The organism is Pseudomonas sp. PDM20 (assembly GCF_014852575.3).
Classification (GTDB): Bacteria; Pseudomonadota; Gammaproteobacteria; order Pseudomonadales; family Pseudomonadaceae; genus Pseudomonas.
In genome coordinates this window covers 1,357,599-1,384,332 of the sequence record NZ_CM181224.1, presented here as the reverse complement: position 1 = coordinate 1,384,332, position 26,734 = coordinate 1,357,599, and the positions used below count along the sequence as shown (strand labels likewise).

The 26,734-nt window shown below is 65.6% G+C and carries 11 protein-coding genes; 6 read left to right on the top strand and 5 right to left on the bottom strand.

Features of this window, described 5'->3' with window-relative positions; genetic code table 11:
- Positions 1–8 precede the first annotated feature (8 nt).
- The 4 genes from dspII to IB261_RS06515 all read left to right on the top strand — a co-directional run bounded on the left by dspII (position 9) and on the right by IB261_RS06515 (position 3,646).
- A complete protein-coding gene (dspII, locus tag IB261_RS06530) occupies positions 9–1,112 on the top strand; it encodes an enoyl-CoA hydratase/isomerase DspII (protein ID WP_192381693.1) in 1,104 nt (367 codons plus the stop codon).
- A 174-nt stretch (positions 1,113–1,286) separates the two neighbouring features.
- A complete protein-coding gene (gene mmsB / locus IB261_RS06525; protein ID WP_081517613.1) occupies positions 1,287–2,171 on the top strand; it encodes a 3-hydroxyisobutyrate dehydrogenase in 885 nt (294 codons plus the stop codon).
- Between the two features lie 70 nt (positions 2,172–2,241).
- On the top strand, positions 2,242–2,874 hold the full coding sequence (locus IB261_RS06520) for a potassium channel family protein (protein WP_174824621.1): 633 nt from the start codon (positions 2,242–2,244) through the stop codon (positions 2,872–2,874).
- 130 nt (positions 2,875–3,004) lie between these two features.
- On the top strand, positions 3,005–3,646 hold the full coding sequence (locus IB261_RS06515; RefSeq protein WP_151189612.1) for an NAD(P)-dependent oxidoreductase: 642 nt from the start codon (positions 3,005–3,007) through the stop codon (positions 3,644–3,646).
- A gap of 344 nt (positions 3,647–3,990) precedes the next feature.
- Here IB261_RS06515 and IB261_RS06510 read toward each other — a convergent pair whose 3' ends face one another.
- Genes IB261_RS06510 through IB261_RS06500 form a run of 3 tightly spaced genes read right to left on the bottom strand, consistent with a single transcriptional unit; the run spans position 3,991 to position 8,890 of the window.
- On the bottom strand, positions 3,991–5,361 hold the full coding sequence (locus IB261_RS06510; RefSeq protein WP_081517610.1) for an HlyD family type I secretion periplasmic adaptor subunit: 1,371 nt from the start codon (positions 5,359–5,361) through the stop codon (positions 3,991–3,993).
- Positions 5,351–7,507 carry a type I secretion system permease/ATPase gene (locus IB261_RS06505; RefSeq protein ID WP_081517609.1) on the bottom strand — a complete coding sequence of 719 codons (2,157 nt, stop codon included), beginning with the start codon at positions 7,505–7,507 and terminating at the stop codon, positions 5,351–5,353. The genes IB261_RS06510 and IB261_RS06505 overlap by 11 nt, the downstream gene beginning before the upstream one ends.
- A gap of 21 nt (positions 7,508–7,528) precedes the next feature.
- Complete coding sequence (locus IB261_RS06500) at positions 7,529–8,890, bottom strand: TolC family outer membrane protein (protein WP_045209747.1); 1,362 nt, start codon at positions 8,888–8,890, stop codon at positions 7,529–7,531.
- 339 nt (positions 8,891–9,229) lie between these two features.
- Between IB261_RS06500 and IB261_RS06495 the strand changes: the two genes are divergently transcribed.
- A complete protein-coding gene (locus IB261_RS06495) occupies positions 9,230–23,392 on the top strand; it encodes a retention module-containing protein (RefSeq protein ID WP_192381692.1) in 14,163 nt (4,720 codons plus the stop codon).
- Between the two features lie 115 nt (positions 23,393–23,507).
- Complete coding sequence (locus IB261_RS06490) at positions 23,508–23,837, top strand: tryptophan synthase subunit beta (RefSeq protein WP_081517608.1); 330 nt, start codon at positions 23,508–23,510, stop codon at positions 23,835–23,837.
- A gap of 186 nt (positions 23,838–24,023) precedes the next feature.
- On the opposite strand, the gene lapD is transcribed toward IB261_RS06490, so the two are convergent.
- Both lapD and lapG read right to left on the bottom strand, forming a co-directional pair.
- Positions 24,024–25,967, bottom strand: coding sequence for a cyclic di-GMP receptor LapD (lapD, locus tag IB261_RS06485; protein WP_192381691.1), 1,944 nt, complete (start codon positions 25,965–25,967; stop codon positions 24,024–24,026).
- 60 nt (positions 25,968–26,027) lie between these two features.
- Positions 26,028–26,675 carry a cysteine protease LapG gene (lapG, locus tag IB261_RS06480; RefSeq protein WP_192381690.1) on the bottom strand — a complete coding sequence of 216 codons (648 nt, stop codon included), beginning with the start codon at positions 26,673–26,675 and terminating at the stop codon, positions 26,028–26,030.
- Between the last annotated feature and the right edge of the window lie 59 nt (positions 26,676–26,734).

The window sequence follows — 26,734 nt, the reverse complement described above, 5'->3', positions numbered from 1 at the left end:
CCCTGACCATGAATGTGATGTTCGAAGAACGCCCCGGCCTGCATGGCTTCCGCATCGGCGTGGTGACGCTGGACGCGGAGAAGAGCCTGAACGCCCTGAGCCTGCCGATGATCGAGGCGATGAACCACCAGCTGCGCGTCTGGCAGGACGACGCGCAGATCGCCTGCGTGGTGCTGCGCGGCAACGGCGGCAAGGCCTTCTGTGCTGGCGGCGACGTGCGCAAGCTGGTCGATGCCTGCCGCGAGAAGCCCGGCGAGGTGCCGGAACTGGCGCGCCGCTTCTTCGCCGACGAGTACCGCCTCGACTACCTCATCCACACCTATTCCAAACCGCTGATCTGCTGGGCCCACGGCTACGTCATGGGCGGCGGCATGGGCCTGATGCAGGGCGCCGGCGTGCGCATCGTCACTCCGAGCAGCCGCCTGGCCATGCCGGAAGTGAATATCGGCCTGTACCCGGATGTCGGCGCCAGCTGGTTCCTCGCCCGCCTGCCCGGCCGCCTTGGCCTGTTCCTCGGGCTGACCGCGACGCAGATGAACGCCCGTGACGCGCTGGACCTGGACCTCGCCGACCGCTTCCTGCTCGACACTCAGCAGGACGACCTGATCGAAGGCCTGGTGCAACTGAACTGGCGCGAACAGGCTGACGTGCAGCTGCACAGCCTGCTCCAGGCGCTGGAGCACGAAGCCCGTGGCGAGATGCCCGAAGCCCAGTTGCTGCCGCGCCGCGCACGCCTGGATGCGGTGCTCGACAGCGCCAATATCGCCGAGGCCTGGAACGCACTGACCGCGCTGGCCAACGACGAGGACGCGCTGATCGCCCGCGGGGCAAAGACCCTCGCCTCGGGCTGCCCGCTGACCACCCATCTGGTCTGGGAACAGATCCGCCGCGCGCGCCATCTGTCGACTGCCGAGGTGTTCCGCATGGAGTACGCGATGAGCCTGAACTGCTGTCGCCACCCGGAATTCCCGGAGGGCGTGCGGGCCCGGCTGATCGACAAGGACAACACCCCGCACTGGCACTGGCCGCATATCGCTGCCATACCTGATGCTGTGGTGAATGCGCACTTCGACGCGACCTGGGAGGGCGAGCATCCGCTGGCGGACCTGTAACCGCCCTCCCTGAGCAGCGTAGGGCGCATAACCTGGAACAGGTTATCCGCCGCCGACCGAGCGGCGGATAACGCTGGCGCGTTATACGCCCTACGCGAACAGCTACCCGCCTCGGATTGGGAATGCGGTCTGCTGGCGCTGGCGTGTTCTGTGGTCCAACAGGAGGAAACCAGCATGCAAACCATCGCCTTCATCGGCCTCGGCCACATGGGCGCCCCCATGGCCGCCAACCTGATCAAGGCCGGCTACCTGCTGCGCGTGTTCGACCTGGTGCAGAGCACCATCGACGGGCTGATCGCCCAGGGCGCCAGTGCCGCGCGCAGCGCCCATGACGCCGTGGACGGTGCCGACGTGGTGGTCACCATGCTGCCGGCCAGCCAGCACGTCGAGGGCCTCTACCTCGGCAACGAAGGCCTGCTCGCGCACATCGCCCCCGGCACCCTGGTGCTGGAGTGCTCCACCATCGCCCCGGCCTCGGCGCGCAAGGTGCATCAGGCGGCGGCCGAAAGGCATATCCCCCTGCTCGACGCTCCCGTCTCCGGCGGCACTGGCGGCGCCATCGCCGGCACCCTGACCTTCATGGTCGGCGGTGACGCCGAGGTGCTCGAACGCGCGCGCCCGGTGTTCTCAGCCATGGGCCGCAATATCTTCCACGCTGGCGGCGACGGTGCCGGGCAAGTGGCCAAGGTATGCAACAACCAGCTGCTCGCCGTGCTGATGATCGGCACCGCCGAATCCCTCGCCCTGGGCGCCGCCAATGGCCTGGACCCGGTAGTACTGTCGGAGATCATGCGGCGCAGTTCCGGCGGCAACTGGGCGCTGGAGGTGTACAACCCGTGGCCCGGCGTGATGGAAAACGCCCCCGCCTCGCGCGGCTACACCGGCGGTTTCATGGCCGCGCTGATGACCAAGGACCTGGGTCTGGCGCAGGAGACCGCGCAGGTCAGTGGCAACAGCACGCCCATGGGCAGCCTGGCACTGGCGATGTACCGGCTGCTGGTGAAACAGGGCCATGGAGAACAGGACTTTTCCGTCGTGCAGAAGCTGTTCGATTCCTAGGTACAGGCATGGTGCGCTCGTGTGTCCCGGCCGAGACTGGCCTCCCCTGAAGGACAGAGGGCCATCGGCCTTGAACTCATTCCTGCTGCGCTATCGCTTTCGTCTTCTGCTCAACAGCATCCTTCTGCTGCTGGTCGTCCTGGCTTTCCCATCGCCCAACCCGCTGCTGGAATTGTGCAGCCTGTTGCTGATGGTGCTGGCTGGCCTGAACACCGTCCGCAGCCATAGCATGCTTTTCAGCTTCATCAGCGTGATGGGTGTGCTCAGCCTGTTCATGCTGTTCGCCCCCGCCGCGTGGCATGTGCACCCCACACTGCAGCGAGGTATTCCGCAATTGATCTTCATTCAGTTGCTGGTCGTCGCACTGTTCCGCCGCGTCACCCAGGAACGCCCCGTCACCCGCGAGTTGCTCTACGGACTCTGCGCCCTGTACCTGAACTTCGCCCTGTCTTTCGCACTGGCCTACAACCTGATCGAGGACCTCAGGCCGGGCAGCTTCCAGACCAACAATGGGGCACTGCATCTGGACGCCTTCATCTACTTCAGCATGATCACCCTGACCACCATCGGCTACGGCGACATCGTCCCGGTGAACCCGCTGGCGCGCCTGCTGGCGGGCAGCGAAGCGATCATGGGCGCGCTGTTCATCGCGCTGGCGGTGGCGCGGGGGCTGAGCCTGATGAGCGACGACAGCAAGGACTGATTGTGAAGCCGGGCTTACGAGTGCATGGCGTCAGCCGGTCTTTATCGCCGGCGGTCGCCGGCCGAAGATGAATCACCTGCCAACCCTGCACAGCCAGGCGCGGCACTCCCTCCCACGAAAAGGTGATTCCATGAACATTGCCCTGATCGGCGCCACCGGCCACGTCGGCCATTACTTCCTCGAAGAGGCCCTGCGCCGAGGCCACCAGGTCACCGCATTGGTGCGCGACCCGGCGAAACTGCCGGCGCGCGACCACCTCAAGGTGATCCAGGCCGACGTCTTCGACGCGGCCCAGGTCGCCCGTGCCGTGGCTGGCCAGGACGTCGTGATCAGCGCGTTCAACGCCGGCTGGGGCAACCCGGATATCCGCGAGGCCCACGCCAGCGGCAGCCGCGCCATCCTCGACGGTGTGAAGGCTTCCGGCGTGAAACGCCTGCTGGTGCTCGGCGGCGCTGGCAGCCTGGAGATCGCTCCCGGCCAGCGTCTGGTGGACAGCCCGGAATTCCCCGAGCAGTGGAAGCAGGGCGCACTCGGCGCCGCCGACGCACTGGATCAATTGCGTGGCGAGAAGGAGCTGGATTGGGCCTTCCTCAGCCCGGCCATGCTGCTCGACGGCGAGACCCGCAGCGGCAGCTTCCGCATTGGCGGCGACCAGGTACTGTTCGACGGCAATGGCGAGAGCCGCATCTCCCTGCCGGACCTGGCGGTGGCGATGATCGACGAGGCCGAGCAAGCCAACCATCACCAGCAGCGGTTTACCGTGGCTTATTGATGGAACCGAATAGGTCCATGGGCCACGTTCAAGCCAAAACGTAGGATGGCGTGGAGCGCAGCGATACCCATCGACCCCGCGCACCTGCATGGGTATCACAAGCTCCACCCGTCCTACGCAAGCGTCCTCCGGGAACTGCGGTAGACGCGTAGGGCGCATAACCCGGAACGGGTTATCCGCCGATTCCCGCGCGGCGGATAGCGCTGGCGCGTTATCCGCCCTGCGATCCTGCAAGCAACGGACTCCGCCGCGTTGGATTTCGCGGACAAGGTCCGCTCCTACGGTGCGTAAAAACAAGACGGGCCACCCTTGGGTGGCCCGTTTCGTTTGGTCCCGCGCGGCAATCAACGCTCGCGCAGCGCCTCCGCCTTGGCCCGCAGGATCGGCTTGAGCAGGTAGCTGAGGATGCTCTTCTTGCCGGTCATGATGTCCACGGTGGCGATCATGCCGGGGATGATCAGCAACGGCTTGTCGTCCGTGCCCAGGTGGCTTTTGCGGGTGCGCAGCTTGATCAGGTAGAAGCTGTTGCCGTCGTCGTCGGTGACGGTGTCGGCGCCGATCTGCTCCAGGTCCGCCTGCAGGCCGCCGTAGATGGTGTAGTCGTAGGCGGTGAACTTGACCATGGCGTGCTGGCCGGGACGCAGGAAGGCGATGTCCTGCGGACGGATGCGCGCTTCCACCAGCAGGGTGTCGTCCAGCGGGACGATCTCGATCAGGTCGCTGCCCGGCTGGATCACGCCGCCGATGGTGTTCACCAGCAGCTGCTTGACGATGCCGCGCACCGGCGAAGTGACCAGGGTGCGGCTGACGCGGTCTTCCAGCGCCTTGCCGGTGGCGGTGGCCTTGCTCAGTTCGGTGCGGGCTTCGTTGAGTTCTTTCAGCGCGTCGCTGCGGAAGCGCGACTGGGTCTCGGCGACCTTGCGCTCGACTTCCTTCACCGCCGCTTCGGCACGCGGGATCGCCAGGGTGGTGGCGTCGAGCTGGCCACGGTTCTCCACTTCACCGCGCTTCAGGCGCAGCAGTTCCACCTGGGACATCGCGCCCTGGGCCACCAGCGGCTCGGACATGGAGATTTCCTGGCGCAGCAGGTTCAGGCTGTTACGGTACTGCGCCTGCTTGGAGATGAACTCGCGCAGTTCCTGCTGCTTCTGCACCAGTTGCTGCTGCAGGCCGTCGGTTTCGTCCTTGAGCTGTTGCTGGCGGCTGTGGAACAGCGCTTCTTCGCTGCTGGCCTGGCCCGGAGCCTTGGCTCGCACGTCGTCGGGGATGTTCAGAGCGCGGTCCTCGACCTCGGCGGACAGGCGCTCCACGCGCAGGAACATCGCCAGGCGGTCGGCCTCGGTCTCGCCGACGTTGGACTGGAAGCGCGTCGGGTCCAGGCGCATCAGCTGCTCGCCGGCCTGCACCACCTGCCCTTCGTGGACGAAGATCTGCGAGACGATGCCGCCTTCCAGGTTCTGGATCTTCTGCACCTTGGACGAGGGAATCGCCTTGCCCTCGCCACGGGTGACTTCGTCGATCTGCGCGAAGTGCGCCCAGAGCAGCAGGAAGGCCACGAAGCCGATGAGAATCCAGATGGTCAGGCGCACCACCCGCGGCGCATCTTCGATCAGTGCCTTGCTGACCTCCGGAAGCGGTTGGCCGGAGAGGTTGTCGCCGCCCTTGAAATAGCCACGGACAGAGTGGCGGATACTGCCCAGCGGATTAAGCGACACTGATCTGCCCCTTCTTCAGTGCATCCATGACCACGTCCTTCGGACCGTCGGCGATGATGCGGCCCTTGTCGATGATCACCAGGCGGTCCACCAGGCTGAGCATGGAGGCACGGTGGGTGACCAGCAGCAGTGTCTTCTCGCCCATGATCGCTTGCAGGCGCTGTTTCAGGCGTTCTTCGCCGGCGTTGTCCATGGCGCTGGTGGGTTCGTCCAGCAGCAGGATCGGCGGGTCGAGCAGCAGTGCGCGGGCCAGGGCGACGTTCTGCCGCTGGCCGCCGGAAAGATTGTGCCCGCGCTCGCCGACCTGCAGTTCGTAGCCCTGCGGGTGCAGGCGGACGAACTCGTTGACGCCGGTCAGCTCGGCCACTTCCAGCACGCGCTCGTCATCGATGTAGCGCGCGCCGCTGACCAGGTTGTCGCGCAGGGTGCCACTGAACAGGCTGATGTCCTGAGGCACGTAGCCGATGTTGTGGCGCAGCTCGCTGATGTCCAGCTGGCGCACGTCGGCGCCGTCCACCAGCAGGTTGCCGTTCTCGGGCTGGTGCAGGCCGACGATCAGCTTGGCCAGGGAGCTCTTGCCCGAGCCGCTGCGGCCGATGATGCCGATCTTCTCGCCGGCGCGGATCTGCAGGTTGATGCCATGCAGCGCCGCCACCTGCTGGTTCGGGTAGGCGAAGTCGAGGCCGCGCATCTCGATGCCGCCGCGCAGTTGCGAGCGGGTCAGCGGACGTTCGTCGGCGTTGCGCTCCTGCGGCAGCTCCATCATCTGGTTGGTGGTGGCCATGGACAGGCGCGCCTGCTGGTAGCGCTGGATCAGCCCGGAGAGCTGGGTCAGCGGGCCGAGGGCGCGGCCGTTGAGCATGTAGCAGGCGATCAGACCGCCCATGGACAGGTCGCCGGCGATGATCAGGTAGACGCCGCCGATGATCATGATGACCCCGGCCAGCGCCTGGATCAGCACGGTGATATTCATCGCCAGGGTCGACAGCAGCTTGACCCGCAGCTCCAGGCGGCTGAGGGTGCCGATGGTCTGCTCCCAGAGGTACTGGCGCTCGCTTTCGGCGTTGTTGACCTTCACCGCGTCGAGGCTGGCGAGGGTCTCGATCAGGCTCGACTGGCGCTCGGCGGCCAGCGCCATGGTGCGGTTCATGGTCTCCACCAGCGGCTTCTGCAGCAGCCAGCCAAGACCTGCGGCCAGCGGGAAGGCGATCAGCGGGACGAACACCAGCGGCCCGCCGATGATGCCGATCACCAGCAGGATCAGCAGGGTGAACGGCATGTCGATCAGGGTGGTGAGCGTGAGCGAGTTGAGGAAGTCGCGCAGCGTCTGGAATTCGTGGATGTTCTGGGCGAACGAGCCGACCCGTGCCGGGCGGTACTTCATGCTCATGCCGACGATGCGCTCGAACAGCGTCGCCGAGATGATCAGGTCGGTCTTCTTGCCCGCCAGGTCCAGGCACAGGCCGCGCATGGTCTTGAGCAGCAGGTCGAACAGGTAGGCGCCGCTGATGCCGATGGCCAGCACCCAGAGGGTGGCGGCAGCCTGGTTGGGCACCACGCGGTCGTAGACGTTCATGACGAACAGCGGCGCGGCCAGGGCGATCAGGTTGATCAGCAGGCTCGCGGCCACGGCGTCGACGTAGAGCCAGCGCGAGCGCTTGAGGGTGTCGCGGAACCAGCTCTTGGCGCGCGGGATCAGCTCACCGTGCTGCAGGTCGAACTTGTGCTGCGGCTGGGCGAAGAAGGCCTGACCGGCGTAGTCCTCGCTGAGCAGCTCGCGGGTGACGCGTACTTCACCGCCGTCGCTCTCGGACAGCAGCAGGCGCGCATCGCCGTTGTTTTCCCAACCCAGCAGCACCGCGCAGCGCCCTTCGCGCAGCAGCAGCATGGCGGGCATGGCCAGCGCGGGAATCTGCTCCAGCTTGCGCTGCAGCAGGCGCCCCTGCAGGCCGGCGCGAGCCGCCGCACGGGGCAGCAGCTCGGCGGACAGGCGCTGGCCGGGCAGCGGCAGGCCGCTGGTGAGCATGGCGCGGCTGGCCGGCTTCTGGTGCAGCTGACAGAGCGTCAGCAGGCTGTCCAGCAGCGGGTCATCCAGCAGACCGCGCGGATCGTGGCTTAGGGGTACTTCGCTGACTTCTTGATCCACGCGGATGCTCTCTCGGGCAGGTTAGTTGAGGCCGGGCAGCTGGACTTTCGGCTTGATGTCTTCGGAAGCCACTGCGGCCATCGGCGCGACCACGCCCTGGCTCTTGAGCAGTTCGCCCAGGGTGGCCTTGATGCGGTACTGGGTGAACAGCTCGGTGTACTTCAGGTCGACCAGGCGGCGCGAAGCGTTGAACAGTTCGTTCTCGCTGTCCAGCAGGTCGAGCAGGGTGCGCTCGCCGATGGTGAACTGCTTCTGGTAGGCCTCGCGCACACGGGTGCTGTAGTCCACGTACTGGCGGGCGATCGGCAGCTGGTCACGGGCATTGTTCAGGGCGTTCCAGGACAATCCGAGTTCCTCGTTCAACTGGCGCAGGGCGTTGTTGCGGATATCCAGGGCCTGGTTCGCCTCATAGGACTTGGCTTCCAGCTCGGCCTTGTTGCTGCCACCGGCGAACAGGTTGTAGCGCATGCGCAGCATGGCCTGCCATTCGTTGTTGTGGCCTTCTTCTCCGTCGAGGTTGTTATCGGCACCTCGGGAAAGTTCTGCATCGAATCTCGGATAGAAGGTCGATTTCGCAGCGTCGTACTGCTTCTCGGCGGCGGCCACGTCGGATTCTGCGGAGCGCAGGATCGGGCTGTTCTCGACCAGTTGGCGACGGGCGGCCTGCAGGTCTTCCGGCAGTTGGCCGACAAGCCCGGTGGGCTCGCTCAGCTCCACCGGGTCGCTGCCCACCACGCTGTAGTAGTTGGTGCGGGCGTCGGCCAGGTTGGTCTTCTCGGTCATCAGGTTGTTCTGCGCCTGGGCCAGACGGGCTTCGGCCTGGTCCTGGTCGGCGAGTCGGCCGACGCCACGGGAGCTGCGCAGGCTGATCTGGTCGTAGACGCGCTGGTGATTCTTCAGGTTGTCCTCGGCCAGGCGAACCATCTCCTGGCGACGCAGCACGTCGGTGTAGACCTGGGCGACGTCCAGCGCGGTGCGCTCGGAGGTACCCAGCAGCGCATAGGCGCGGGAGTTGACGTTGGCCTGCTGGCGGCCGACTTCGCTGGAGGTGGCGAAGCCGTCGAACACCATCTGGCGCAGGGCGAGGTTGGATTCGCCACGGTTCAGCGTGTCCCAGTGGTCGCCTTGGCCACGGGTAGTGGTGTTGTCGGAGCCTTCACGGCCGTAACCGGCGGTCAGGTCGACGGACGGCAGGTAGCCACCTTTCGCAGCGCGCAGTTGCTTGTCCGCAGCGAGACGCGAGTTCACCCCGGCCTGGATTTCCGGGTGGTACTCCAGGGCCTTCTGCATGGCCTGGTTGAGGGTGTCGGCCTGCACCGGCAGGGCAACGGGAATGACGAAAGCCAGGGCGAAGGGCACGGCTTGAGCGAATCGCATGCGCATGAGGAAAACATCCTTATCAGTGAGATAGCCGCAGCGATTCGATTGCCGCTAGGGAGCGTCAAAAGACCGGCGAATGGCTGCAAGGAAAGCTTCAAAAAGCGTGATGAATTTCACGCTAAATTTTTTTGGGCGGACCACCGATATCAAAGTGACATCGATTTGCCAATTGTTTAGGATGGCAATCGAATGGTCAATACATTGGCATATCCGTAATTTCGATACGCTACAAGCCAAAGGATTGACGCCAAACTTTTTGCTCTTAAAGACAAAGGAATGCCTCCTGAGCCGACCTCACCTGCGGCCGGTCGGCAACCAGGCAAGCCTCACCAGGAGAAGTGCATGAGCAGCGTCGTCGCCGTCGTAAAAAGCATCATCGGCCAAGTGATTGCGGTATCCCCCGAAGGCGCCCAGCGCGTCCTGGTCGAAGGTGACCGCATCTACCAGGGCGAGCAGCTGCTCACCGGCGCTTCCGGCGCGGTGACGCTCGACGTCGGCAAAGGCAAGCTGGTTGACCTGGGCCGCGACAGCCAGTGGAGCAGCGCCGACCTGCCGCAGGCCGAGACGCACCACGCCGCCGCGCAACCGGTCAATGCACCGAGCACCGAAGACCTGCAGAAAGCCATCGCCGCCGGCCTCGACCCGACCCAGGCGCTGGCGCCCACCGCAGCGGGCCCGACTGCCGCGCCTTCGGCCGCTGGCGGCAATGGTGGCGTTGGCGGCGGCCACAGCTTCGTGGTGCTGGATGCTACCGCCGGCCGCGTCGACCCGAACATCGGCTACACCACCTCCGGCCTGGACAACGGCGGCGCTACCGGTGACGAGCGCCAGAACGAACTGCCGGCCAACCTCGCGCCGCAATTCGAAGACGGCGGCAACGGCGTGCTGAACCTCACCACCGCCGAAGACACCCTGCTCACCGGCGCCTTCTCCGCCCGCGACCCGAACGGCGACCTGATCTCCTACAGCGTCGGCCAGGCACCGGCCAACGGCCTGCTGGTGCTCAACCCCAACGGCACCTGGCAGTACAACCCCAACGGTGACTACAACGGCGCCGACAGCTTCACCGTGATCGTCACTGACAGCCGTGGCGCGTCCAGCACCCTGGTCGTAAACGTTGGCATCACCCCGGTGAACGACGCTCCGGTGGCCACGGGCACCTATACCAGTGCCATCACTGACACCGCCGCCAACGACAGCTTCGCCGACATCAAGGGCCAGCTGACCGCCACCGACGTCGACGACACCAACCTGACCTGGAGCGGCAGCGCCAAGGGCGCCTACGGCGAGCTGACCGTCAACGCCGACGGCAGCTACACCTACGTGGTTGACGCCAACGCGGTGAACGCCCTGCCGCTGGGTCAGAACCCGAGCGAGAGCTTCACCGTCACCGTCACCGATCCGTCCGGTGCCACCGACACCCGCGTCATCACCATCAACGTCCAGGGCGCCAACGACACCCCGGTCGCCCAGGATGGCCAGGCCAGCGGCAACGAAGACAGCGTGATCGGCGGCCAACTGGTAGCCACCGACCGCGACACCGGCAGCACCCTCACCTTCACCACTAACGGCAATCCGCCGGCGGGCTTCACCCTGAAGCCGGACGGCAGCTGGACCTTCGATGGCAAGGACCCGTCCTACCAGCACCTGGCCGAGGGCGAGACCCAGGTTGTGCAGGTGCCCTACACCGTCACCGATGAGCACGGTGCGACCAGCACCGCCACCCTCACCGTGACCCTGACCGGCACCAATGACGCGCCGGTCGCCCTGCCGGGCGCAGCCACCACCGAAGAAAACAGCGTGCTCAACAGCCAGGTCCCGGCCGCCTCCGACGTGGACGGCAACGTCGCCGGCTACCAGCTGACCACCGGTGTCGGCAACGGCAATGGCAACCTGACCTTCAACCCGGACGGCAGCTACAGCTTCAACCCCGGCAAGGACTTCGACAGCCTGGCCCAGGGCGAGACCCGTGACGTGACCTTCACCTACCAGGCGAAGGACAACAACGGCGCGCTGAGCGATCCGCAGACCATCACCATCACCGTTACCGGCACCAACGATGCGCCGGTAGCTCTGCCTGGCGCGGCCACCACCGAGGAGAACACCGTTCTCAACGGCCAGGTCCCGACCGCCACCGACGTCGACGGCAGCGTTGCCGGCTACCAGCTGACCACCGGTGTCGGCCAGGGCAACGGCAGCCTGACCTTCAATCCGGACGGCAGCTACAGCTTCAACCCCGGCAAGGACTTCGACAGCCTGGCCCAGGGCGAGACCCGCGACGTGACCTTCACCTACCAGGCGAAGGACAACAACGGCGCGCTGAGCGATCCGCAGACCATCACCATCACCGTCACCGGCACCAACGACGCGGCGGTCCTTACCGGCCAGACCAGCGGCAGCGCCGATGAAACCAACGCCCCGGTCACCATCGGCGGCAAGCTGAACATCAGCGACGTCGACAGCCCGGCCAGCTTCCAGGTCCAGACCGGCACTGCCGGCGACTATGGCAAGTTCAGCGTTGCCGCTGACGGCAGCTGGACCTACATCACCAACGAGGCCTTCAACGAGCTGAAGGACGGCGAGCATCAGACCGAGTCCTTCAACGTCCTGGCCGCCGATGGCACCAGCACCACCGTCACCGTGACCCTCATCGGCACCAACGACGCGCCGGTAGCCGTTGCCAGCACCGCCACTACCGAAGAGAACGCCGTTCTCAACGGCCAGGTTCCGGCAGCCTCCGACGTGGACGGCACCGTCGTCGGCTACCAGCTGACCACCGACGTGGGCCAGGGCAAAGGCACCCTGACCTTCAACGCCAACGGCAGCTACAGCTTCGATCCGGGCACCGCCTTCGACCATCTGGCCGCCGGCGCCGAGGAGACCGTAACCTTCACCTACCAGGCGAAGGACAACAACGGCGCGCTGAGCGATCCGCAGACCGTCACCATCACCGTCACCGGCACCAACGACGCTCCGGTCGCTTATGCCGACAGCGCCACCACCGAAGAGAACACCGTCTTCAACGGCCAGGTTCCGACAGCTTCCGACGTGGACGGCAGCATCGCCGGCTATCAGCTGACCACCGGCGTGGGCGCCAACAACGGCACCCTGACCTTCAATGCCGACGGCAGCTACAGCTTCAACCCCGGCAAGGACTTCGACGGCCTCGCCGAAGGCGAATCCCGCGACATCACCTTCACCTACCAGGCGAAGGACGACAACGGCGCCCTGAGCGATCCGCAGACCATCACCATCACCGTCACCGGCAGCAATGACGCGCCGGTCGCCAGCGCCACCACCGGCGCAGTGAAGGAAGATGCACAGATCAGCGGCCAGCTCGCCGCCACCGACGCCGACAACGGCGCCAAGCTCAGCTACGCCCTGGACAAGGCCGCCCCGGCCGGCTTCAGCATCGACGCCGACGGCAAGTGGAGCTTCGATGCCAGCGGCAGCGAGTACCAGCACCTGAAGGCCGGCGCCACGCAGACCCTCAGCATCCCGTTCACCGTCACCGACGAGCACGGCGCCACCAGTTCCAGCAGCCTGACCATCACCATCACCGGCACCAACGATGCGCCGGTCGCCAACGCGGCGTCCGCCAAGGCCAGCGAAGACAAGCTCAGCTTCGGCAAACTGACCGCCAGCGACGTCGACGACGGCGCCAAGCTCAGCTTCAGCCTGAATGACAAGGCACCGGCCGGCTTCACCCTGTTCAAGGACGGCACCTGGGCCTTCAGCGGCCTCGACCCGGCCTACCAGAGCCTCGCCGCTGGCGAGACCAAGGTGCTGTCGATCGACTACACCGTCACCGACGAACACGGCGCCACCAGCAGCAACACCCTGACGCTGACCGTCACCGGCACCAACGACACGCCGATCGCCCTGCCCTCGCTGCTCAATGGCGTCAAGGAAGATGCGCAGATCAGCGGCGAGCTGAAGGCCATCGACGTCGACAACGGCGCGCAGCTCACCTACAGCCTGAACAAGGCCGCTCCGGCGGGCCTGACCCTGAACAGCGACGGCAAGTGGAGCTTCGACGCAAGCGATGCCGCCTACCAGCACCTGAAGGCCGGCGCGACCCAACTCATCAGCGTGGGTTACACCGTCACCGACGAACACGGCGCCAGCACCCAGAGTGTGCTGGTGATCACCGTCACCGGCACCAACGATGCGCCCAAGGCCGACGCCGCGACTGCAGCTGCCAAGGAAGACGCCGTCAGCAAAGGCCAGCTCACCGCCACCGACGTGGACGATGGCGCCAAGCTGAGCTTCAGCGTTTCCGGCAACCCGCCGGCCGGCTTCACCCTGAAGACCGACGGCAGTTGGAGCTTCGACGGCAAGAACCCGGCCTACCAGTCCCTCGCCGAAGGCGAGACCAAGGACATCCAGGTCAAGTACATCGTCACCGACGAACACGGCGCCACCGACACCCAGACCCTGACCATCACCGTTACCGGCAGCAACGACCCGGCGGTGATCGGCGGCGTGGCCAGCGTGAATGTCAACGAGACCAACGCGCCGGTCACCACCGGCGGCCTGCTGACCGTCAGCGATGTCGACGGCCCGGCCAGCTTCCAGGCGCAGAGCAACGTCGCCGGCAAGTACGGCACCTTCAGCCTGGGCACCGATGGCACCTGGACCTACACCGCCAACGATGCCTACAACGAGCTCAAGCAGGACGAAAAACTGACCGACAGCTTCACCGTCAAGGCGACCGATGGCACCAGCGCCACGGTCACCGTGAACATCGTCGGCACCAACGATGCGCCGGTGGCATTCGGCGACAGCAAGACCACTGGCGAAAATGCGGCCTTCACTAGCCAGGTTCCGCTGGCGACCGATATCGACGGCAGCGTCGTCGGCTACGAACTGGCCACCGACTTCGGCCAGGGCCATGGCAGCCTGACCTTCAACGCCGACGGCAGCTACACCTTCGAGCCGGGCACCGACTTCGACCACCTGGCCGCCGGCGAAAGCCAGGACGTCACCTTCACCTACCAGGCGAAGGACGACAACGGCGCGCTGAGCGACCCGCAAACCATCACCATCACTGTCACCGGCAGCAACGATGCCGCGGTCATCAGCGGCCAGACCTCGGTCAGCGTCTACGAGACCAATGCACCGATCAGCACCAGCGGCCAGCTGGCCATAAGCGACGTCGACAGCCCGGAAACCTTCCAGGCGCAGAGCAACGTCGCCGGCAAGTACGGCACCTTCAACCTGGGTGCCGACGGCCAGTGGACCTACACCGCCAAGTCCGCCTACAACGAGCTGAAGGTTGGTGAAACCCTGGTCGACACCTTCGCTGTGAAAGCCGCAGACGGCACCGCCTCCAGCGTCACAGTGAACATCGTCGGCACCAACGACGCGCCGGTCGCCTACCCGGCCACCGCCAGCGCGGTCGAAGGCGGCATCAAGGACCCCGGCGTCGTGGCCGGCGCCACCGACGGCTCGTCCGTCACCCTGACCATCACCACCACCCAGCCGGGCGAGGCGGTCAGCTTCAACTGGAAGTTCAGCACCAACGACGAATCGGCCTTCAACGATTTCGCCTACGTGCAGGTCAACGGCCAGAAGGTGCAGCTGCTTTCCAGCGTGGCTCTGGTCGGCGACGGCGGCAGCTCGGGGCTGCAGACCTTCCAGCAGGTGTTCGACAAGCCGGGCACCTACACCATCGTCCTGGGCGTTTCCGATGCCGTCGACAAATCCGTCGACTCGACCCTCGTGCTGAGCAACCTGCCTTCGCAGGTGAGCGTCGGCAATGTGGTCGGCCAGGTCACCCACATCGGCAGCAACTGGACCCTGACCTCCAGCGGCGCCAACAACACCACCCTGACCAACCAGCTCAAGCCGGTCAGCGAGATCACCGGCAAGCTGCAGGCCACCGACGTCGACCACGACGCCCAGCTGACCTTCAGCACCGCGCAGAACACCGCCGGCTTCACCCTGAAGTCCGACGGCAGCTGGCTGTTCGACGCCAAGAACCCGGCCTATGACCACCTCGCCCAGGGCGAGACGCAGACCCTGGCGATCAACTACACCGTCACCGACGAACACGGCGCCACTGGCACCAGCACCCTGACGCTCACCATCACCGGCACCAACGACGCACCGGTCGCCGGGGTGATGAAGGAAACCGTCTACGAAGACAGCAAGATCGGTGGCCAACTGGCCGGCAGCGATGTCGACGACAATGCCGTGCTGACCTTCGCCACCACCGGCAACCTGCCGGCGGGCTTCAGCAGCGACAGCAGCGGCAAGTGGAGCTTCGACGCCGGCAACGCGGCGTACCAGCACCTGGCCGTGGGCGCGACCCAGAACTTCACCGTCAACTACAGCGTTACCGACCAGTACGGCGCCAAGAGCAGCAGCACCCTGACCATCACCGTCATCGGCACCAACGATGCGCCGGTGGCCAAGGCCGCCAGCGCCTCGGTGAATGAAGACAAGATCAGCGGCGGCACGCTCACCGCCACCGACGTCGACGACGGCCACGCGCTGTACTTCAGCCTGAAGGACGCGGCGCCCAGCGGCTTCACCCTGAACGCCAACGGCACGTGGAGCTTCAACGGCAACCACGCCGACTACCAGAAGCTCGGCGCCGGTGAAACCCTCGAGCTGCAGGTCAAGTTCATCGTCACCGACGACAAGGGCGCCACCGACGAGAACGTCCTCACCCTGACCGTGACCGGCAGCAACGATGCCGCAGTCATCAGCGGGGCGAAGATCGTCAACGTCTACGAGACCAACGCGCCGATCACCACCAGCGGCAAGCTGGACGTCAGCGACGTCGACGGCCCGGATACCTTCCAGGCCCAGACCAATGTCGCCGGCAAGTACGGCACCTTCAACCTGGGCACCGACGGCACCTGGACCTACATCGCCAAGGACGCCTACAACGAGCTGAAGCCGGGCGAGTTGCTGACCGACACCTTCACCGTGAAGGCCGCCGACGGCACCAGTTCCAGCGTCACCGTGAACATCCTCGGCACCAACGATGCGCCCACCGCGTACGATGACAGCGTCACCATCGATGAGAACGGCCGCGTCAACGGCAAGGTACCGGCCGCCACCGATCCGGACGGCAGGGTCTCCAGCTACCAGCTGGTCACCGACGTCGGCCAGGGCAACGGCTCGCTGAACTTCAACTCCAGCGGCACCTACCACTTTGAGCCGGGCAGCGACTTCGACCACCTGGCCGCCGGCGAGAGCCAGGTCGTCACCTTCACCTACCAGGCGAAGGACAACAACGGCGCGCTGAGCGAACCCAAGACCATCACCATCACCGTCACCGGCAGCAATGACGCCGCCGTCATCAGCGGCGTGAAGTCCAGCAGCGTCAACGAGACCGACGCGCCGGTCAGCACCAGCGGCAAGCTCAACGTCAGCGACGTCGACAGCCCGGAAACCTTCCAGGCGCAGAGCAACGTGGCCGGCAAGTACGGCACCTTCAACCTCGGCACCGACGGCAACTGGACCTACGTCGCCAGCAGCGCCTACAACGAACTGAAGGTCGGCCAGACCCTGACCGACACCTTCACCGTGAAGGCCGCCGACGGCACCAGCGCCACCGTGACCGTCAACATCGTCGGCACCAACGATGCGCCGGTAGCCTTCGACGGCGTCGCGGCCACCGGGGAGAACACCGTCTACAGCGGCCAGGTTCCGACCGCCACCGATGTCGACGGCACCATCGCCAGCTACCAGCTCGCCACCAACGTCGCCGCCGGCAAGGGCACCCTGACCTTCAACGCCAACGGCAGCTACAGCTTCAACCCGGGTAGCGCCTTCGATCACCTGGCTGCCGGCCAGAGCGAAACCGTGTCCTTCACCTACCAGGCCAAGGACAACAACGGCGCGCTGAGCGATCCGAAGACCATCACCATCACCGTCAACGGCTCCAACGACGCGCCGGTCGCCTACGCCGACAGCAAGACCACCGAAGAGAACACCGTTCTCAACGGCCAGGTTCCGACCGCTACCGACGTCGACGGCACCGTTGCCGGCTACCAGCTGACCACCAGCGTGGCTGCTGGCAAAGGCACTCTGACCTTCAACACCGACGGCAGCTACAGCTTCAATCCGGGCGCTGCCTTCGATCACCTGGCCGCCGGCCAGAGCGAAGCCGTGACCTTCACCTACCAGGCGAAGGACAACAATGGCGCGCTGAGCGATCCGCAGACCATCACCATCACCGTTATCGGCAGCAACGACGCAGCCGTCATCGGCGGCCTGTCCACGGCCAACGTGTACGAGACCGACGCCCCGGTCACCACCAATGGCCAGCTGAGCATCAGTGACGTCGACAGCCCGGAAAGCTTCCAGGCACAGAGCAGCACCGGCAAGTACGGCACCTTCAACCTCGGCAGCGACGGCGCCTGGGTCTACACCGCCAAAGAGGCCTACAACGAGTTGAAGGACGGCCAGACCCTGACCGACACCTTCACCGTGAAAGCCTTCGACGGCACCAGCAGCACCGTCACCGTGAATATCGTCGGCACCAACGACAAGCCGGTGGCGTTTGCCGACACCGTCAGTACCGACGAAAACGCCGTGTTCAACGGGCAGGTGCCGGTCGCCGCCGATATCGACGGCACCGTTGCCAGCTACCAGCTCACCACCAACGTGGCTGCTGGCAAAGGCACCCTGACCTTCAACACCGACGGCAGCTACAGCTTCAATCCGGGCGCCGCCTTCGATCACCTGGCCGCCGGCCAGAGCGAAGCCGTGACCTTCACCTACCAGGCGAAGGACAACAACGGCGCGCTGAGCACCCCGCAGACCGTCACCATTACCGTCACCGGCAGCAACGACGCGGCGGTGATCACCGGCCAGAACAGCGGCAACGCCGATGAAACCGACGCCCCGGTCACCATTGGCGGCAAGCTGAATGTCACCGATGTCGACGGTCCGGCCAGCTTCCAGGCGCAGACTGACACCGCCGGCACCAACGGCAAGTTCAGCATCGCCACCGATGGCACCTGGACCTATGTGGCCAACTCCGCCTTCAACGAACTGAAGGCCGGCGAACACCTCGTCGAGACCTTCGTCGTGAAAGCGGCCGACGGCACCAGCACCAACGTGACCGTCACCATCAACGGCACCAACGATGCGCCGGTGGCCTACGCCGACACCCAGAGCACCGGCGAGAACGCCGTGTTCCAGGGTCAGGTTCCGGTCGCCACCGACGTCGACGGCACCATCGCCAGCTACCAGCTGGCCACCGGTATCGGCGGCGGCAAGGGCACGCTGACCTTCAACAGCGACGGCAGCTACACCTTCAACCCGGGTACCGCCTTCGACTACCTGGCGGCGGGCCAGACCCAGGACGTCACCTTCACCTACCAGGCGAAGGACAACAACAGCGCCCTGAGCGATCCGAAGACAGTCACCATCACTGTCACCGGCACCAACGACGCGGCGGTGATCACCGGCCAGAACAGCGGCAGCGCCGACGAAACCAACGCCCCAGTCACCATCGGCGGGAAGCTGATCGTCAACGATGTCGACAGCCCGGCGGTCTTCCAGACCCAGACCAACACCGTCGGCACCAACGGCAAGTTCAGCATCGCCGCTGACGGCACCTGGACCTACGTGGCCAACTCCGCCTTCAACGAACTGAAGGCCGGCGAACACCTCGTCGAGACCTTCGTCGTGAAAGCCGCCGACGGCACCAGCACCAATGTGACCGTCACCATCAACGGCACCAACGATGCGCCGGTTGCCTACGCCGACACCCAGAGCACCGGCGAGAACACCGTGCTCCAGGGCCAGGTTCCGGTGGCGACCGACGTCGACGGCACCATCGCCAGCTACCAGCTCGTCACCAACGTGGCGGCCGGCAAAGGCACCCTGACGTTTAACGCCAACGGCAGCTACACCTTCAATCCAGGCACGGCCTTCGATCACCTGGCCGCCGGCGCTCACGAACTGGTGACCTTCACCTACCAGGCGAAGGACAACAACGGCGCCCTGAGCGATCCGAAAACCATCACCATCGACGTCACCGGCACCAATGACCGTCCGGTTGCGGCCGACGGCACTGCGTCGACCGGAGAGAACACCGTTCTCCAGGGCCAGGTCCCGGTCGCCACCGATATCGACGGCACCGTGGTCGGCTACCAGCTGGCCACCGATGTCGCGCAGGGCAAGGGCAGCCTGGTCTTCAACGCCAACGGCAGCTACACCTTCACGCCGGGTACCGCCTTCGACCACCTGGCCGCTGGCCAGAGCGAAACCGTCACCTTCACCTACCAGGCGAAGGACAACGACGGCGCGCTCAGCGATCCGAAGACCATCACCATCACCGTCAACGGCAGCAACGACGCTCCCAACGGCGCCGACAACACCATCACCCTGAGCGAAGACAGCAGCCGCAGCTTCAGCGCCGCCGACTTCGGCTTCAGCGACGTGGACGCCGGCGACACCCTGAGTGGCGTGCGCATCGACAGCCTGCCCACCAACGGCACGCTGAAGTTCAATGGCAACGCCGTGACTGCCGGCCAGGTAATCGACGCCGCCGACCTCGGCAAGCTGGTGTTCACCCCGGCCGCCAATGCCAACGGCAACAACTACGCCAACTTCACCTTCTCGGTGAAGGACAGCAGCAACACCTACGACACCACGCCGAACAAGATCACCTTCAACGTGACGCCGGAGAACGACGCCCCGGTGGCGGTGAACGACAACTTCACCCTCAGCGGCCTGAAGGGCAACTACTGGGGCTACAACGAAGGCCCCGATGGCACCAACCTGACCAGTCTGAGCCAGGTGACCAGCTTCATGGCCGGGCACAACCCGAGCGCCACCTTCACCTCCACCACGTTGAACTACAACCTCAGCGGCGGCGACCTGGGCGGTGACGGCAACCTGCAGAAGTTCCTCGGCAACGATGCGAAGAGCCTCAACACCGATCCGGCGAACACCTCGGACGCGATCATCCAGCTGACCGGCGCGATCAACCTCAACGCCGGCAGCTACCAGCTGCGGGTTAACGCCGACGATGGCTTCAGCATCAAGATCGACGGCGTGGAAGTCTTCAAGTACGACAACATCCAGAGCCCGACAGGCCGTGAATCGGCGGTGTTCACCATCGCCCAGAGCGGTAGCCACAGCATCGAGATCGTCTACTGGGATCAGGGCGGCCAGGCCCAGCTGCAGGTGGAGATGCGCCCGCAGAACGGCACCTACACCACCGTCGGCGGCACCTCGCTGACCCACACCGTGGGCGAGTTGGTGACCAACGAGGACACCGCGCTGACCATCGCTCCGCAGACCCTGCTGGGCAATGACAGCGACGTGGACGGCGACAGCCTGACCATCGTCAGCGTGCAGAACGCGGTCAACGGCAGCGTGAAGCTCGAGGGCGGCAACGTCGTCTTCACCCCGGCCAAGGACGTCAACGGCAGCGGCAGCTTCACCTACACCATCAGCGACGGCCACGGCGGCACCAGCACCGCCACCGTCACCGTGGGCATCAACGCAGTGAACGATGCGCCGGAAGCCAAGAACGACCAGCAGACCACCGGCGAGAACAACACGTACAACGGCCAGGTCCCGGCGGCTACCGACATCGACAGCGCGGTCAACCCCAACGGCTATGCCCTGGTACAGAGCGTGGGCGCCGGCAACGGCACCCTCACCTTCAACGCCAACGGCAGCTACGTGTTCAATCCGGGCACCGACTTCGACTCGCTGAACGTCGGCGAATCGCGCCAGGTGACCTTCACCTACACCGCCAAGGACGCCCAGGGTGCGGTCAGCGCGCCGGCCACCGTGACCATCACCGTGACCGGCAGCAATGATCTGCCCACCGCCACCGACAGCACCGTGACCCTGAACGAGGACGGCAAGCGCAGCTTCAGCGCCAGCGACTTCGGCTTCAGCGACAAGGACGCCGGTGACGCACTCAAGGCGATCCGCATCGACAACCTGCCCACCGCCGGCAGCCTGACCCTCAACGGCCAGTCGGTGACCGCCGGCCAGGTGATCGCCGTCAGCCTGCTCGCCAGTCTGGTCTACACCCCGGTGGCCAACGCCGCGGGCAACGCCTACGCGACCCTGAAGTTCTCGGTGCAGGACAGCCACGACGGCTTCTCCAGCTCGTCCAGCACCCTGACCCTCAACGTCACCCCGGTGAACGATGCGCCGCTCTCGGCGGACGGTTCGGCCAGCGTCTACGCCGGCAAGACCTACACCTTCGGCACCAAGGACTTCGCCTTCAGTGACACCGCGGACTCCACCAACGGCCAGAACCACAGCCTGCAGAACATCCTGATCAAGGCCCTGCCGGACTCCGGCACCCTGCTGCTCAACGGCCAGGCCATCAGTGCCGGCAAGGCCGTCAGCGCCAGTGACATTGCCGCCGGCAAGCTGACCTTCGTACCCGACGCTTCAGGTTCCAACGCGCACTTCAGCTTCGCCGTGCAGGACAGCGGTGGCGTGGCCAACGGCGGCGTCGACACATCGCCGACCTACGGTTTTGACATCCACGTCGGCCAGGTGCAGATCCCCGGCACCACTCCCAACGGTGACAACACCCTCACCGGCGGCTCGGGGGACGACGTGATCCTCGGCGACGTAGGCGGCATGCTCACCACCACCCAGCCGGGTACCAACTACAACATCGCCCTGGTGGTCGATACCTCCGGCAGCATGGCCTACAACCTTGCTGGCAACAGCGGTGCGGCCTACGCCGACTCGCGGATGAAACTGATCAAGGATGCACTGATCAACCTGGCCAACGAGCTCAAGGGCCACGATGGCGTGATCAACATTACCCTGATCGGCTTCTCCGCCTCCGCCAGCATCAAAGTCACCGTCGCCGACCTGAACAACGGCAACGTCGACCAACTGATCAACGCCATCGGCAAGACCCAGAACACCGGCCTGCAGGCCGACGGCGGCACCAACTACCAGTCGGCCTTCGAGCAGGCGGTCACCTGGTTCAACGGCCAGAAGAACGGCTATCAGAACCTCACGCTGTTCCTCACCGACGGTGACCCGACGTACTCGAAGAACTACGGTAACGGCAACAGCACCAGCGACAACATCGTCGCCGAGTCCGCACAGTCCTTTGCCGGCCTGAGCGGTATCAGCGATGTGCGGGCAATCGGTATCGGCACCGGCGTCAACGCCGACATCCTCAAGTACTTCGATAACACCAAGGTTACTGGGACCGGCACCATCAACCTGGGCAATACCACCACTGTTCTCGCCAACTTCGACAACAACAGCGGCACTGGCATCGCCAAGGTCGACAACTGGAGCAAGACCGGTACCGGCTCGATCTCCCGCACCAACAGCGAGCTGAAGATCACCGACGCCTACGGTGGCGCCGCAACCAAGGCCAGCAGCCCGGAGTTCAACGTCAACGGAAACAACCTGGGCAAGCTGAGCTTCGACTATCGCACCGGCGAATTCGGCAGCGGCGACAGCTTCGCCTGGAGCCTGATGAAGAAAGTGGTCGCGGCCAACGGCGCGGTCAGCTGGGAACTCGTCGACAGCGGCTCCCGCACCAGCTCGGACAGTGCCACCATCACCAGCAAGACCCTGGTCGACGGCATCTACAAACTGGAGTTCTCGGCCAATGACAACAGTACCCACTGGCTCTGGGGCAGCTCCGATGTCGACGTCCGCATCGACAACATCACGGTCGTGAGCCCCAACGTGGTGACCGCCCCGACTGGCCAGGTGGATATCGTCAAGCAGGCCAGCGACCTTTCCGCCGCCCTGCACGGCGGCTCCAGCAGCTCCGAGCTGGCGCCCTCGGGCCACGACACCATCAACGGTGGCGCGGGTGACGACATCATCTTCGGTGACACCATCAACACCGATAACCTGCCCTGGGGCGTCAACGGCAACCCGGCCAAACCGGCCGACATGCCGGCGGGCTCGGGCGTCAGCGCGCTGTCGGCGTTCCTCGAACTGAAGAATGGCCATACGGCGACCACCGAGGAGATGTACAGCTACATCAAGGCCAACCACGCGACCTTCAACGTCGAGGGCGATACCCGTGGCGGCAACGACCACCTGTATGGCGGCGATGGCAACGACATCCTCTACGGCCAGGGCGGCAACGACTTCCTGTTCGGCGAGAATGGCAACGACATCCTCTTCGGCGGCACCGGCGACGACCAGCTCACCGGCGGCAAGGGCAACGACATCCTCACCGGCGGTGCGGGTGCCGACACCTTCATCTGGAAGGCCGGGGATATCGGCAACGACACCATCACCGACTTCAAGGCCGGTGAAGGCGACCGCATCGACATCAGCGACCTGCTGCCGGAGACCGCGCACAACGACATCCTCAGCTACCTGAAGGTGGACACCACGACCTCGACCCTGCAGGTGAGCACCACCGGGCAGATCAACAACGGCGGGGCCGCGGACGTCACCATCAAGCTGAGCGGGGTCGACCTCTCCGCCTACGGCTCGACCTCCACCGAGATCGTGAACAAGCTGGTGGCAGGTTCCGACCCGGTGGTCAAGACTGAGCATCACTGATCCACGGTTGCCGCCAGGCTTCCAAACGGTCAGGCTCTGACACGACGACAGCGGGGCTACCCTTCGGGGTGGCTCCGCTGTCGTTCCTTCACATCACGAGAAATGGGGACGGTCGATGCTGTACATCCAGCGCAACGCCGAGGGGAGAATCTCGCGCGTCGAGGACGCCGAGTTCGACGGAATGACCGGCACCCTGCCGGCGGACCACCCGGACATCCAGGCCTGGGCGGCCGAGAGCAGCCTGCTGCAGCTCAAGCAGAGCGACCTGGACATGATCCGGGTACTGGAAGACCTGATCTCGGTGCTGATCACCAAAGGGGTGATCCGCATCACCGACCTGCCGCCGGCAGCGCGTTCCAAGCTGCTCAACCGGACGCAGGCCCGTGAAGCGCTGGGCGGGCTGACCCGGCTGATCAACGACGATGAGGAAACGGGGCTGATCTGAGCCCCGTTTTTCTTTTCCAGCAAATGTTCCCCTGTAGGGCGCATAACCCGGAACGGGTTATCCGCCGATGCCACGACGGCGGATAACGCTGGCGCGTTATGCGCCCTACGGCCCTGGAACCACGGCACACGTCGGCCCTGCCGACGGATCGCGGGCATGGCCCGCTCCTACAACGTTACAGACGCATCACCACGGCGCCGGCCCACCGAACAGCTGCCCCTGCACGCCCTGGATACCCATCTCCTTCAGCACCCGGAACTCCCCCGCCGTCTCCACTCGCTCGGCGATCAGCGGCAGGTCGATGCTGTGCGCCGCGCGCTGCATCGCCTCGATGAACAGGCGCTTGTCGTTCTCCTGGTCGATGTGGCGGATGTGGCTGCCATCGACCTTGAGGTACGCCAGCCCCAGCCGCGCCAGGTTGCCGATCATGCTGAAGCGCCCGCCGAAGTGCTGCAGGCTCAGGCGATAGCCCAGCTCGCCGAGGCGGCGGGTCAGCGCTTCCAGCACCGGTTGCGCCGGCAACTGGTCTTCTTCCAGCTCCAGGGTCAGGCGCCCGGCGAATTGCGGGTGCTGGCGCAGCAGGTCGAACACGCGGGTGGTCGCCCATTCATCCCGCAGCAGCGCAGCGGACAGGTTCAGCGCCAGCGGGCGGTTGTGTTTGGCCATGTCGGCCAGCACGCTTTCGAGCATCAGCAGGTCCAGCCGCGCGGTCCAGCCGAAGCGGTCCAGCCAGGGCAGGAAGCGCCCGGCGGCGATGCTGCCGCCCTGCCCGTCCGGCAGGCGCGAGAGCACCTTGTAATGCAGCACCACCTGCGGGTCGGCGCAGGACACCACCGCCTGGAAATGCAGCTGGAAGCGCTTGTGCATCAGCGCCTCGTCCAGCAGCTGGTGCCAGCTGTGGCGCTCCTCGGCGACCGGCTTGGCGCCGCCCTGGAGGAAGGCCCAGCAGCTGTCGTTCTGTCGCTCGGCCTGCACCAGCGCCTCGTCCGCGCGCTGCAACAGCGCCTGCGCCGACTCGCCGGAAACGAAGGGCACCAGCCCCAGGCAAGCCACGGGGCTCACATCGCTGGCGCCGGTGGTGGCCAGTGCGGCGAGCATGCCTTCCAGGCGCATCGCCAGGGCTGGCGCGTCCTCGGGCATCAGCCCCGGCGCCAGCATCACGAACTCGCCGCCACGGCTGCGCGCCAGGGTCAGGCCGGCGCCCAGGCCCTGCCCGGACAGACGCAGCTGGTCAGCCACCGCCTTGAGCAACTGGTCGACGCGCTGGCCGCCCAGGCGCTGGTTCAGCCCGGCGAGGTCGTTGACCCGCAGCACCAGCAGCACGCCGCTGCTGACCTGGTCCTCGGCGCTCAGGCGGTTATTCAATTGCATGTCGAAGAAGCGTCGGTTGCCCAGCCCGGTCAGGCTGTCCTGGTAGGCCTCGTCGCGAAGGCGTTCGCTGCGCTGGGCCTGCTCCTGGAACAGCGCCTTGAGCTTCTCCACCATCTGGTTCATGGCCTGCACCACGCGGCGCAGTTCGGGGGTGTGCGGCAGTTCCGGCAGGCTGAGGAATTCGCGGCGGGCAATGGCGTGGGACTGCGCCACCATGTAGTCCAGCGGCCTGAGCTGGCGGCGCAGCAGGATAGCGCCGAGCACGGCGCTGGCGATGCCGCACAGCACCAGCCAGAGCAGGCTGCCCAGGGTGCCCTGCCAGAGCTTGGCGATGGCGAACATCGGGTGGCTGAGCACCTCGACCCGCGCGGCCTGGGTCCAGCCGCGGCTGACGATGGCGTCGCCGCCAGCCGAATGCAGGTCGATCAGCGAGATGAACCACTGCGGCACCTTGGCGGCCACCGCGTCGGGGACCCCGGTGCGCTCCACCATCACCTTGCCGGTGGCCAGGTCGATCACCCGGATGCTCTCGTAGTAGCCGCTGTCGAAGATCGAGCTGACCATCAACTCGACCATCGCCGGGTCGTCGATGTTCGGCGTCAACGACAGTCCCAGCGCGGTGGCCGCGTCCTGGGCGTGGGAGCGCAGCTGGTTGCCGTACTGCTCGCGCGAGCTTTCCAGGCCGACCATGAAGCTGCCGCTGAAGGCGACCACCAGGAACAGGCAGATGGCGATCAACAACTGTTTGAACAGGGACATCGTGTCTCCAGGCTCCCCCCGCGGGAGCTATTCGTGTCGGTGCAGCTATTCGTTCCGTGGCTACTCATCCAGAGGGAAGCCTTCGGCCTTCATCTTCTTCAGCAGGTCCTGCCAGCGCGACAGCCGCTTGCTGTCGCCGACCTGCTTGCCGCCACCCGCGCCATTGCCGGCGAGCCACAGGCCCTCGCCGTTGAACGCGTAGACCGGCTGCAGGTCGCTGCGCTGGCTGGCCGGCAGGATGCTGCCGATCAGGTTGTCCAGCACCAGCGGCACGGCATCGGGCCGTGGGTAGTACGTGAGCACCATATGCGCCTGGTTCAGGCGCAGCGCCTTGACGTAGGTAATGCGCAGCTTCTGTGCCGGCACGCCCAGGTGTCGCAGGCTGATGTACTTGGCGATGGCGAAATCCTCGCAATCGCCGGCGCCCTTGAGCAAGGCCTCCACCGGCGTGGCCCAGTAGTCCACTTCGTGCCAGAGGCTCAGGTCATCGGTGAAGCGCAGCTGGTCGTTGAAGAATCGATTGACCGCCTGCAACTGGTCGCGCTCACTCGCCGTGGCCTGCTGCGCGAGCAGCTTCTGCCAGGCGTCGATGCGCACCTGGCCTTGACCCAGCGGCCCGTAGAAGCGCGTGGATTGCCGGCTGATCAGCTGGAAGTCCCATTCGGCCTGCTGCGCCCCCGCCAGGACGCCGAGCGAAGCCGCCAGCATCAGGGCCAACGGCCCCGGCCAGCAACGACGCAACACCCTGGAACAACGGTTGAGCACGA

What these genes read in the sequence shown, in the direction of transcription:
- IB261_RS06515 (WP_151189612.1), top strand. Translation starts at nt 3,005, where the DNA reads ATGAACATTGCCCTGATCGGCGCCACCGGCCACGTCGGCCATTACTTC.
- dspII (WP_192381693.1), top strand. Translation starts at nt 9, where the DNA reads ATGAATGTGATGTTCGAAGAACGCCCCGGCCTGCATGGCTTCCGCATC.
- IB261_RS06500 (WP_045209747.1), bottom strand. Translation starts at nt 8,890, where the DNA reads ATGCGCATGCGATTCGCTCAAGCCGTGCCCTTCGCCCTGGCTTTCGTC.
- IB261_RS06495 (WP_192381692.1), top strand. Translation starts at nt 9,230, where the DNA reads ATGAGCAGCGTCGTCGCCGTCGTAAAAAGCATCATCGGCCAAGTGATT.
- lapG (WP_192381690.1), bottom strand. Translation starts at nt 26,675, where the DNA reads ATGCTGGCGGCTTCGCTCGGCGTCCTGGCGGGGGCGCAGCAGGCCGAA.
- lapD (WP_192381691.1), bottom strand. Translation starts at nt 25,967, where the DNA reads ATGTCCCTGTTCAAACAGTTGTTGATCGCCATCTGCCTGTTCCTGGTG.
- IB261_RS06490 (WP_081517608.1), top strand. Translation starts at nt 23,508, where the DNA reads ATGCTGTACATCCAGCGCAACGCCGAGGGGAGAATCTCGCGCGTCGAG.
- mmsB (WP_081517613.1), top strand. Translation starts at nt 1,287, where the DNA reads ATGCAAACCATCGCCTTCATCGGCCTCGGCCACATGGGCGCCCCCATG.